Below are 11,635 nucleotides of genomic sequence, written 5' to 3' on the forward strand. Positions count from 1 at the left end.
GGGGAACCGCCGGACCCGGGGCTCCCGTCCGATGCGGAGTGAGCAACAATGAGGTTTCTGCCGGGGTGGGTTACCTTGCCCCCGGCGGCTGCCGGGGGCAGCCGGGGCAGGCTGCACGATCGCAGAGGGGACGCATGTCGAAGCCGGAGCACACCGAGTCGCCTGCCGAGGCGCCTGCGGCGAAGCTTGAAGGTGCCGGTGCCTCCGAGGGCGGTGGTGTGGTGAAGTCGGCCGCCGAGCCCGGATCTGACGCAGCGCAGGCCGGACCCGTCGCGGCGGGCGTGCCCCGGCCGAGGTCCGGGAAGGCGGCGCCGGCCGCCGGGAAGGGTTCTGACGCGGCGGCGGAGGAAGCCCGGCCCGAGACCGGGCCGCAGGACGCCAAGTCCACGCCCGAGGACCGGATACCGGCCACGAAGAAGACCCCGAACGGCGAGCGGCAGGACCCGGCGCCCACGCCCGCGGACCGGAAGCCGTCCGCCGAGGCGGCGCCGAAGACAGACCGGCGGGACGCGAAGTCCGCGCCGGCCGACGGCAAGCCGTCCGCGGAGCCCGCGCCCGCGGACCGGAAGCCGACCGCTGAGGCGGCGCCGAAGGTGGAGCCGCGGGGTGCGAAGTCCGCGCCTGCGGAGCGGAAGCCCGTAGCCGAGGCTGTCTCCGAGGCCGAGCCGCAGGACGCGAAGCCGGTCGTGAAGGCGGCTTCGAGGAGCGGGGCCGAGGGTGGGAAGCCCGTGGCCGGCAAGGGGTCTGACGCGGCGCCCGCGCCCGTCGAGAGGTCCGCCGGGAAGGCCAGGACCGGCGCCGAGGCGAAGGGCGCCGCGGCCGCGCCGGACGCCGAGGACGCGGAAGTCCCGGCCGACCGGGACGCGAAGCGCAAGGGGCGGCTGCTGGCGGGCCGGTACCGGCTCGGGGCCGTCCTCGGCAAGGGCGGCATGGGCACGGTGTGGCGTGCCGAGGACGAGGTCCTCGGCCGGACCGTCGCCGTCAAGGAACTCCGCTTCAGCAGCGGCGTCGACGAGGACGAGAAGCGCCGCCTCATCACCCGCACCCTCCGCGAGGCCAAGGCCATCGCGCGGATCCGCAACGAGGGCGCCGTCACCGTCTACGACGTCGTCGACGAGGACGCCCGCCCCTGGATCGTCATGGAGCTCATCGAGGGCCCCTCCCTCGCCGAGTTCGTCCGCGAGAACGGCCCGCTGACCCCGCACCGCGCCGCCGAGGTCGGTCTCGCCGTGCTCGACGTCCTGCGCGCGGCACACCGCCAGGGCATCCTGCACCGCGACGTGAAGCCGTCCAACGTGCTCATCGCCGGCAGCGGCCGCGTCGTCCTCACCGACTTCGGCATCGCCCAGGTCGAGGGCGACCCCTCCATCACCTCCACCGGCATGCTCGTCGGCGCCCCCTCGTACATCTCCCCCGAGCGCGCCCGCGGCTACAAGCCCGGCCCGCCCGCCGACATGTGGTCCCTCGGCGGCCTGCTGTACGCCGCCGTCGAGGGCGTGCCCCCCTACGACAAGGGCTCCGCGCTCGCCACCCTCACCGCGGTGATGACCGAGGCCGTGGACCCGCCCAAGAACGCCGGTCCGGCGCTCACCGAGGTCATCTACGGGCTGCTGGTCAAGGACCCGGCGCTGCGGCTCGACGAGGACCGCGCCCGGACCATGCTCACCGCCGTGATCAACGCCCCCGAGTCCCGGCCGGTCCCCGCGCCCCTCCCGCCGGTCGAGGAGACCCGCCCGATCTCCTTCACCAAGGCCGAGGTGGAGGCGCAGAAGCCAGCGGAGAAGGCCGCCGAGAAGGCGGCGAAGAAGGAGCGCGAGCAGCGCGAACGCGAGCAGCGCGACCGTACCCGCGCCGCGCTGAAGGCGGCCCGCAAGGCGGCGGCCGCCGAAGCCGCGGCCACGGCCGCGCCCGCCGCCGCCCCGCCGCAGCGCCCCAAGACGGCCGCCCCGGCGTCGCTCACCGACGTGATGCCGCGCCGCACCATCGCCCTCGCGATAGCCGGCGTCCTCGTGGTCCTGGCCGTCATCGGCTCGCTCATCGCGTACGCGGTCAGCGGCGACGACGAGAAGGGCGGCCGGAAGAACGAGGGCAAGGGCGGCCCGACCCCCGCGGCCTCCGCCGGCCAGTCGCCGGGCGGCAACGCCCCGGCCGCGTCGCAGGCCACCTCGCCGAGCCCGAGCGCGAGCCCGAGTGCGAACCCCAGCGGCAGCCCGAGCCCGGCCGCCCCCGGCGCGAGCCCCGGCACGGACCCCGCCCAGAGCCAGGGGCAGAGCAGCCAGGGCCAGGGCGCCAGCCCGGGCGGCCCCGGCGGCGGCGCGGGCCTGCCCGCCGGGTTCGCCACGGTGACCGACCCGCGCTTCCATTTCGCCATGGCGATGCCCGAGGGCTTCCACCAGACCGACACCGCGGGCAGCGACTCGGGTGCGATATACAGCCGCTCCGGCGGCTTCCCCCGTATCCAGGTCGACCACACCGGCAGCCCGGGCAACGACGCCCGCGCCGCCTGGGCCGAACTGGCCCCGGCCGTGGCCGGCAGCAGCAAGAACTACCGCCTGATCCGCCTCGAATCCGTCGGCTACCGGAACTACCCGACCGTCGCCGACTGGGAGTTCGAGCGCGAACAGCAGGGCACGAAGGTCCGCGTCCTCGACCGCGGCTTCAGGGCGGACGCCAAGAACGGCTACGCCATCATGATCACCTGCGCGGCCGACCAGTGGGACGGCCCCGAATGCGCGCAGATGCGCAACACCGCCTTCGACACCTTCCAGCAGTTGGGCTGACGGCCCTCCCAAGCCCGGGACGCGGGCGGCCCGGGCCACGTATCGTGTCAGCGGGGGCCATGGGGGACCCACCGCACTCGGGGGAGGCGACGTGGAGGACTACGCCGGCCGGATCCTGGCCGACCGCTACCGTCTGCCGTTACCGCCGACCGACGAGTACGAGCTGGTGGAGACCCGGGCCTTCGACACCCGCAGCGGGCAGGAGGTCCTCGTCCGGCACGTGCCGCTGCCCGAGGTCGTGGACGCCGAGCTGCTCGACGGGACCCGCGCGGTGCCGGCCGCGGCCGGGGAACTCCCCGCGGTGCGCCGGGCGATCGCCGCGGCCCAGGCCGCCGCGTCCGTACCGGACCATCCCCGCCTCGACCAGGTCTTCGACGTGTTCGCCGAGGACGGCTCGCTGTGGATCGTGAGCGAACTCGTCCCCGCCAGGCCGCTGGCCGCGCTGATCGCCGACGAACCGCTCACCCCCTACCGGGCGGCGGAAGTGGCCTCGGACGTGCTGACCGCGCTGCGGGTGCTGCACGCGCACGGCTGGACGCACCGCAACATCACCGTCCGCACGGTCCTGATATGCGAGGACGGCCGCGTCGTCCTCACCGGGCTCGCCGCCGGCGCCGCCGAGGACGCCCTGTGCGGCTACGACCCGGTGCCCGCGGGGGAGCCCTGGGACGGGGGCACGGGCGCCCCGTCCGCCCCCTGGGAGCCGCCGCCCCCCGCCCCCGGCGGACGGGAGCCCGCGTACGCCCCGCTGGTGGCGCCCGGATACGACACCGGGCCGCGCTACTCGGACCACATCCTTCCCGAGCCCGACCCCGACCCCGAGCCCGCGTACGGGCCCAGGCCCGGCTCCGGGTACGGGCCCGCGTACGAGTACGGGCCTGACCCCGCGTACGGGCCCGACTCCGGGTACGGGCCCGACTCCGAGCCTGATCCCGCGTACGGGCCCGACTCCGCGTACGGGCCCGACTCCGCGTACGGGCCCGGGCCCGCGTACGGGCCTGACCCCGCGTACGGGTCCGGGCCGCATCCGGAACCCGGCCAGTCCGCCCCGCCGGAGCCCCCGGTCCCGGCCGCGCCGCCCGTCCCCCCCGCCCCGCCCGCCGTGCCCCGCGACGACGCCCTGGCCGCGGCACGTGCCCGGACCGTCGCCGCCTACCGGGCCGGCTCCCGGGCCGCCGCCGAGAAGGTGGCGCAGGAGCGCGGGGCACGGGGACCGGTGGTCGTCCCGCAGCTCCCGCCGACCGGGGCCAACCTGCCGCAGGAGTACGCGTACCCGTACGGCGGTCCGGACACCGCCGCCCCCACGCCCTGGCACGGGGCCGCCCCCCGCCGCCGGCCGGAGCCCGACCCGCAGCCGCAGCAGGGGCCGGCCGAGGACCCGCGGCAGGGGTGGACCGAGGACCCGCAGCAGGGGCCGGCAGAGGACCTGCAGCAGGGGTGGACCGAGGACCCGCGGCAGGGGCCGGCAGAGGACCTGCGGCAGGAGCGGCTCCCGGACCCGGACCCGGAGCCGCAGCGGCCCGAGCCCCCCGCGGCCCCGTCCCGCCCCGCGCTCCCCGCACAGCTCGCCCTCCCCGAGGGGTACCGCCAGGCCGACCCCCCGGCGCCCTCCCCCCGCCCGCAGCCCGGGGACGGGACCCGGGAGGAGTTCCCCTCCCCGGCCGCCGCCCCGCCCGCACTCCCGAAGGCCCGCACCCCCGGCACCCCTGGGACCGGCACCCCCGGCGCCCCCGGCTTCGGCGCCCTCGGAACCGGCGCCCCCGGAACCGGCGCCCCCGGCTTCGGCGCCCCCGGCTCCGGCGCCCTCGGAACCGGCGCCCCCGGCTCCGGCGGGTCGGCCGCGCCCGGCGTTCCGGTCACCCGCCCCCTCGTGGCCTCCGCACCCGCCGCCCCGGGCGTTCCGGCCACCCGCGCCCCCGAGGCCCGTACACCCGCCTCCCGCGCCCCCGAGGCCCGTACGCCCGCCTCCCGCGCCCCCGGGGCCCACCCGTCGGCGCCCCCCGCTCCCCGGCCCCCCGGGCCCGTGGCCCGTCCCGTACCCGGCCCGGCCGCCGGGGGCTGGGGCGGCGGGCCCCGGACCGGCCTCGACGCCGAGCGGGCCCGCCAGACCCGGATGGCCGTCGTCGGCCCCGTCACCGAGCGCTGGGCCCCCGAACAGGCCGGCCCCGTCCACGGCGGCCCCTGGCAGCTGGCCGCGCCCGTCGGCCCCGCCACCGACCTCTGGGCCCTCGGCGCCCTGCTGTACCGGGCCGTCCAGGGCCACGCCCCGTACCCCGAGGAGAGCGTCGCGGAGCTCGTGGACATGGTCTGCGCCGAGCCCCCCGCCTTCGCCGAGGAGTGCGGCCCGCTGCGCCCCGTCGTGGAGTCCCTGCTGCGCCAGGACCCCACCGAGCGGCCCGACTTCGAGGAGCTGCGCGGCTGGCTGCGCTCGCTGGTCCGCTCCGCTCCCGAGCCCGACGGCGACTTCGTGTTCCCGCTGCCGGAGCCCGACCCCGCCCGCCTGCCCGAGGTGCGCCGGCGCGCGGACCTGCACGGCCGCCACCGCAGCCCCGACGCGCCCCGCAAGCCGCGCTCGCCGGGACGGATCCTGCTCGTCGCCGTCCTGGTGCTGCTCGCGGGCGGGGTGGCCTACGCGATGCTGTTCCTGCCGGGATCCGGCGGTCAGGACGCCGGCCGGGCCCAACAGCCCACGGCCGCCCAGAGCCCGGCGCCGCCCTCGGCGGCGCCGAAGTCCCAGAAGCCCCCGCAGCAGTCGCCGTCGGCCCCCGCGTCCTCCGGCGCGCAGCCGCCCGCCCAGCAGGCCCCGGAGGGCTACACCCTCCAGCAGGACCCGGCGCACTTCACCATCGCCGTCCCCAACGGCTGGGAGCGGCAGTCGATCAACGAGGCCGGCCAGGTGCGCTACACCCAGGGCCAGTTCACCCTGATCGTGGTCCCGGGCCGGGACCGGGTGGAGGGCGGGTCCCCGGACCCGATGGGGTACCAGAAGGACAAAGAGGCCGAACTGGCCCCGTACCGCAATTCCACCTGGGCCTCCGGCGGCGACGTGAAGTCCACCAGGGTGGGCCAGCAGCTGCGGGTGACCGGCCGCTACACGTGGATCGACGCGGCCGGCCGCTCCCTGTTCGCCCGCAACTTCGTCGTCGCCCTCGGCGGCGGCTACCACGTGGTCATGGTCACGGGACCGGAGGACAACCAGGACAAGGTCACCGACGTCTTCGACAAGGCCACGGCCAGTTACCAGGCCGGAGGCTGACGGCCGATCAGTACGGCGATTGCGTCACAGTGCTGTTTTATCGGCCCCGCCCGGTTCCGGCACCGCCCGCAGGCTCCGTAATCTGGCCCGGAGTGCACAGAGCGGCGGGAATTCGTGGAACAGCAGACAGGCGCGGGCGCGGTGCTCGCGGGCCGGTACCGGCTCGTGGAGCCCATCGGCAGCGGCGGCATGGGCAAGGTGTGGCGCGCCCATGACGAGCTGCTGCACAGGACGGTCGCGGTCAAGGAACTGACGGCGGGTCTGTACGTGTCCCAGGCCGACCGGGAGGTCCTGCACGCCCGTACGCAGAAGGAGGCCCGGGCGGCGGCCAGGATCCAGCACCCGGCGGTCGTCACCGTGCACGACGTGCTGGAGCACGACGACCGGCCCTGGATCGTCATGGAGCACATCGACGGCCCCTCCCTCGCGGAGGCCGCCAAGGCCGCCGGGCGGATCGAACCGCGCGAGGCGGCCCGGATCGGCCTGCACGTCCTGGGCGCGCTGCGCGCCGCGCACGCGGTCGGCGTCATGCACCGGGACGTGAAGCCGGGCAACGTGCTGCTGGCCAAGGACGGCCGGGTGCTGCTCACCGACTTCGGGATCGCGGCCATCGAGGGCGACTCCTCCATCACCAGGACGGGTGAACTCGTCGGCTCCATCGACTACCTGGCCCCGGAGCGGGTCACCGGCGGCGCCCCCGACCCGTCCTCGGACCTGTGGTCCCTGGGCGCCACCCTGTACACGGCCGTCGAGGCCCGCTCGCCCTTCCGCCGGACCTCGCCCATCTCCAGCCTCCAGGCCGTGGTCAACGACGAGCCGCCCGTACCGCGCCAGTCCGGCGCCCTCGGCCCGGTCATCACCGCGCTGCTGCGCAAGGACCCGGCCGAGCGCCCCTCGGCGGCCGAGGCGGAGCGGATGCTGATCGAGGCCATGGAGGGCCGCGAGCCCAAGGCGGCGCAGGCGTACGTGCCCACGCGCGCGGTGAGCGCCGAGGAGTGCGCCCCGGCCCGGTCGGACGCCGCCCCGCAGCCGCAGCCGCAGCCGCAACCGCGGCCCGACCCCGTGCCCTCGCCGACCACCGCCCTGGCCGAGCCGGCGGCGGCCACCGCCGGGCGCCCGCCGGGGCGGGTCAAGAAGGTCGCCGCGGTCGCCGTGGTGGCCGCGCTCCTCGGCGGCGGCGGGGTCTTCGGCGTGCTCAAGCTGACCGGCGGGGACGAGCAGGACGCCACCGGCTCGGACAAGAACGCCTCGGCCCCCGACGGGCAGGCCGAGGGCGACGCCCCGCCGGCGGGCTACACCGAGGTCACCGACCCGGAGGGCTTCACGCTGTTCGTGCCGAAGGGCTGGAAGCGGCGGATGTTCGGCAACCAGATCGACTACACCCCGGACGAGGGCAAGCACTTCATCCGGATCGCCGTCGACACGACGCCCGACTTCAACGAGCCGTACATGCACCTGATCGACCTGGAGAAGCAGCTCAAGCAGCGGACGGACTACAAGCGGCAGTCGCTCAACCAGAACACCTTCCACGACAGCACCCGCGCCGCCCTGTGGGAGTTCAGCTGGACCGAGAAGGGGGCCCAGGCCGGGCCGCGGCGGGCCATCGACCAGATGTACATCGCCCCGGACGGCACCGAGTACGGGGTGTACATGTCGGGCCCGGCCGCCGACTGGGAGACCACCCGCACCCAGTTCGACGTGGTCCTCAGCGGCTGGGAGCCCGCGCCGAAGAAGGGCTGAGCGGGCGGCCGGGGGCACCGTCCCCGGCCATCGTGCCAGCGATTGCTGGCAGACTTGGCAAAATCCGGTTACCCACGGGTACCCAAAGGCCCCGGGGCGGAATACGCTCACCGCCATGACGGACTCGAAGGCTGCTGCCGCCCCCCTCCGCTCCGCGCCCCGGCCCACCAACCCGGTCGCCCCGGCCCCGGCGGGCGCCCGCACCGCGGCCGACGTGGTGACGCCCGCCCTGATCACCCGCCTGACCCGCGGGGTCACGGGCTCCGGCAGCACCGCCAACCACACCCCCTTCACCGGGGAGAAGCTGGCGGACCTCCCCGAGGCCGGCCCCGAGGACGTGGCCGCCGCCTTCGCCGCGGCCCGCGCCGCCCAGCCCGCCTGGGCCGCCGTCCCCGTACGGCAGCGCGCCGCCGTCCTGCTGCGCTTCCACGACCTGGTCCTCTCCCGCCAGTCCGAGGTCCTCGACCTCATCCAGCTGGAGACAGGCAAGGCCCGCCTGCACGCCCACGAAGAGGTCCAGGCCGTCGCCGTCGCCGCCCGCCACTACGGCCGCAAGGCCCCCTCGTACCTGCGACCCAAGGGCCACACGGGCGCCATGCCCACCCTCACCAAGGTCACCGAGCTGCGTCAGCCGCGCGGGGTCGTCGGGCAGATCGCCCCCTGGAACTACCCCCTCGAACTCTCCGTCGGCGACGCCCTGCCCGCCTTCGTCTCGGGCAACGCCGTCGTCATGAAGCCCGACACCGAGACCGCGCTGACCGCCCTGTGGGCCCGCGACCTGCTCATCGAGGCCGGGCTGCCCGCCGAGGTCTTCCAGGTGGTCCTCGGCGAGGGCCCCGTCGTCGGCCCCGAGGTGGTCCGCCACGCCGACTACGTCTCCTTCACCGGCTCCACCCGCACCGGCCGCGAGGTCGCCCAGGGCGCCGCCGCCCGCCTCGTCGGGGTCTCCCTCGAACTCGGCGGCAAGAACGCCATGCTCGTCCTGCACGACGCCGATGTGGAGAAGGCCGCCGCCGGAGCCGTCCGCGCCTGCTTCTCCTCCGCCGGACAGCTGTGCATCTCCATCGAGCGGCTCTACGTCCACGCCTCCATCGCCGACGCCTTCCTGGAGCGCTTCGCCGCCCGCACCAAGGCCATGCGGCTCGGCAGCTCCCTCGCCTACGGCGCCGACATGGGCTCGCTCGTCGGCGAACGCCAGCTGGAGAACGTGCGGCGGCACGTGGACGAGGCCGTCGCCAAGGGCGCCACCCTCGTCGCCGGCGGCACGGCCCGCCCCGACATCGGCCCGCTCTTCTACGAGCCCACCATCCTCGACGGCGTCGAGGCCCCCATGGCCGTCTGCGCCGAGGAGACCTTCGGCCCGGTCGTCTCGGTCTACCGGTTCACCGACGAGGACGAGGCCGTCGCGCAGGCCAACGCCACCGCCTACGGCCTCAACTCCAGCGTCTGGACCAAGGACGCCCGCCGCGGCCACGCCGTCGCCGCCCGGCTGCGCACCGGCACCGTCAACATCAACGACGGCTACGCCCCCGCCTACGGCAGCGCCCAGGCCCCCATGGGCGGCATGAAGGACTCCGGGCTCGGCCGCCGGCACGGCTCCGAGGGCATCCTCAAGTACACCGAGGCCCAGACCGTGGCCCACCAGCGGCTGCTTCCGATGGCGCCCTCGCTGGGCATGGACGACGCGAAGTACGCCGAGTTCATGACCCGCAGCCTCAAGGTCCTCAAGGCGCTCCGCTTCCGCTAGGCGCTGTCGTCGAACTCCCGTCTGCCCCGCGGCGACGACAGGACTTTGACGACAGCCCCTAGAGGTCCCGGTCCTAGAGGGCCCGGGCCGCCACGGCCGCCGCACCAACACCCCCAGGGCAACAGGCACGACCGACCGCCGGGAGGCACCGCTCAGTGTCGTACGACCACGCATACGACTACGACGTCATCGTCATCGGATCGGGCTTCGGAGGGTCGGTCGCGGCGCTGCGGCTCACCGAGAAGGGCTACCGGGTCGGCGTCCTGGAGGCAGGACGCCGCTTCACCCGCGAGAGCCTGCCCCGCAACAGCTGGGACCTGCGCAACTACCTGTGGGCGCCCGCCCTCGGCCTGTACGGGATCCAGCGCATCCACCTGCTCGGCAACGTGATGGTGCTCGCGGGCGCCGGCGTGGGCGGCGGCTCCCTCAACTACGCCAACACCCTCTACGTGCCGCCCGCCGCCTTCTTCGAGGACCGGCAGTGGGCCTCCATCACCGACTGGCGCGCCGAGCTCGCCCCGTACTACGAGCAGGCCAAGCGGATGCTCGGTGTACGGCTCAATCCGACGATGACGCCCTCCGACGTCCACCTGAAGGCGGCCGCCGAGAGGATGGGCGTCGGCGACTCCTTCCACATGGCGCCCGTCGGCGTCTTCTTCGGCGACGGGGAGGACGCCGACGGCCGCCCGAAGGCCCGCCCCGGCCAGGAGGTCCCCGACCCCTACTTCGGCGGCGCCGGCCCCTCCCGCAGGGCCTGCACCGAGTGCGGCGAGTGCATGACCGGCTGCCGGCACGGCGCGAAGAACACCCTGGGCGAGAACTACCTGCACCTGGCCGAACGGGCGGGCGCCGTCATCCACCCCATGACCACCGTCACCGCGCTCGCCGAGCACCCCGACGGCGGCCACCGGGTCCGCACCGTCCCCACCGACCACCGCCGCTCCGGCCGCGCCAAGGTGCTGCGCGCCCGGTACGTGGTCGTCGCGGCGGGTACGTACGGCACCCAGACCCTGCTGCACACCATGAAGGACCGCGGCGAACTGCCCCGCCTCTCCGACCGGCTCGGCGACCTGACGCGCACCAACTCCGAGGGCCTGGTCGGCGCCCAGACCGACGACCGCCGCTACCGCAGGCGCCACCCCGGAGCCGCCCGGGCGGACTTCACCCGGGGCGTGGCCATCACCTCGTCCGTGCACCCCAACGCCGACACCCACATCGAGCCCGTCCGCTACGGCAAGGGCTCGAACGCCATGGGCTTCCTGACCGTCCTCCAGGTGCCCCACAGCGCCCACCGGGTCCGGGCCTGGCTCGCGCGCACCGCCCGCCACCCCGTGCAGCTGGCGCGCTCCCTGTCGAACCGGCGCTGGTCGGAGCGGACCATCATCGGCCTGGTCATGCAGTCGCTGGACAACTCGCTGACCACCTACCGCAAGCCCGGCGGCCTCGGGAAGGGACTGCTGACGGCCCGCCAGGGCCACGGCGCCCCCAACCCCGTGCAGATCGCCGAGGCCACCGAGGCCGCGACCCTGCTGGCCGAGGAGATCAACGGCTTCCCCGGCAGCAACGTCGGCGAGCTGATGGGCACCCCGCTGACCGCGCACTTCCTCGGCGGCTGCCCGATCGGCGCCACGCCCGAGGAGGGCGTGGTCGACCCCTACCACCGGCTGTACGGGCACCCGGGCATCTCGGTGGTCGACGGCTCGGCGGTCTCCGCCAACCTCGGGGTCAACCCGTCCCTGACCATCACGGCCCAGGCCGAGCGGGCGATGTCGTACTGGCCGAACAAGGGCGAGGCGGACCCGCGGCCCGCGCAGGGGGAGTCCTACGAGCGCCTCGCGGCGGTGGAACCGGTCCGTCCGGCCGTCCCGAAGGAGGCCTTCGGGGCACTGCGGCTGCCCTTCCTCGCCGTCCCGGAGATCCCTCCGAGACAACCGGAAGCGAAGGGCTGAGCTCCTGAACCGACCGCGGCGGGTACCGCGCTCCCCCTCCGAGCGCGGTACCCGCCGCAGTACAGAAGTGACAGGCGGTCGCCGGAAAAGGTTGTACCGGAATGCTTCGGGTGAAGCTGTGGTGTCGGTCACACGGCCATTCGTGCAACCGAGCCGCGCGTCC

The 11,635-nt window shown here is 75.4% G+C and carries 5 protein-coding genes; all 5 read left to right on the top strand.

All coding sequences use genetic code 11. From position 1 onward, the window contains the following. The first annotated feature begins 134 nt into the window (after positions 1-134). The 5 genes from ACIRBY_RS06850 (at position 135) to ACIRBY_RS06870 (ending at position 11,472) form a co-directional block, all read left to right on the top strand. Positions 135-2,780 carry a protein kinase gene (locus ACIRBY_RS06850; protein ID WP_403897136.1) on the top strand — a complete coding sequence of 882 codons (2,646 nt, stop codon included), beginning with the start codon at positions 135-137 and terminating at the stop codon, positions 2,778-2,780. A 91-nt stretch (positions 2,781-2,871) separates the two neighbouring features. Then, positions 2,872-6,036, top strand: coding sequence for a serine/threonine protein kinase (locus ACIRBY_RS06855; protein ID WP_403897138.1), 3,165 nt, complete (start codon positions 2,872-2,874; stop codon positions 6,034-6,036). Between the two features lie 114 nt (positions 6,037-6,150). After that, the gene (locus ACIRBY_RS06860; protein ID WP_403897140.1) at positions 6,151-7,776 is read left to right on the top strand and encodes a serine/threonine-protein kinase; all 1,626 of its coding nucleotides are present in this window, start codon (positions 6,151-6,153) and stop codon (positions 7,774-7,776) included. 115 nt (positions 7,777-7,891) lie between these two features. Next, positions 7,892-9,523, top strand: a complete 1,632-nt coding sequence (locus ACIRBY_RS06865; RefSeq protein ID WP_403897143.1) for a succinic semialdehyde dehydrogenase — start codon at positions 7,892-7,894, stop codon at positions 9,521-9,523. Between the two features lie 155 nt (positions 9,524-9,678). Then, complete coding sequence (locus ACIRBY_RS06870; RefSeq protein WP_403897145.1) at positions 9,679-11,472, top strand: GMC oxidoreductase; 1,794 nt, start codon at positions 9,679-9,681, stop codon at positions 11,470-11,472. Positions 11,473-11,635 lie beyond the last annotated feature (163 nt).

The organism is Streptomyces sp. NPDC096136 (genome assembly GCF_044763325.1).
In the GTDB taxonomy this organism is placed as follows: Bacteria; Actinomycetota; Actinomycetes; order Streptomycetales; family Streptomycetaceae; genus Streptomyces.

Excerpts from the sequence above, each read along its gene's own strand:
- ACIRBY_RS06850 (WP_403897136.1), top strand. The coding sequence starts at position 135 with ATGTCGAAGCCGGAGCACACCGAGTCGCCTGCCGAGGCGCCTGCGGCG.
- ACIRBY_RS06865 (WP_403897143.1), top strand. The coding sequence starts at position 7,892 with ATGACGGACTCGAAGGCTGCTGCCGCCCCCCTCCGCTCCGCGCCCCGG.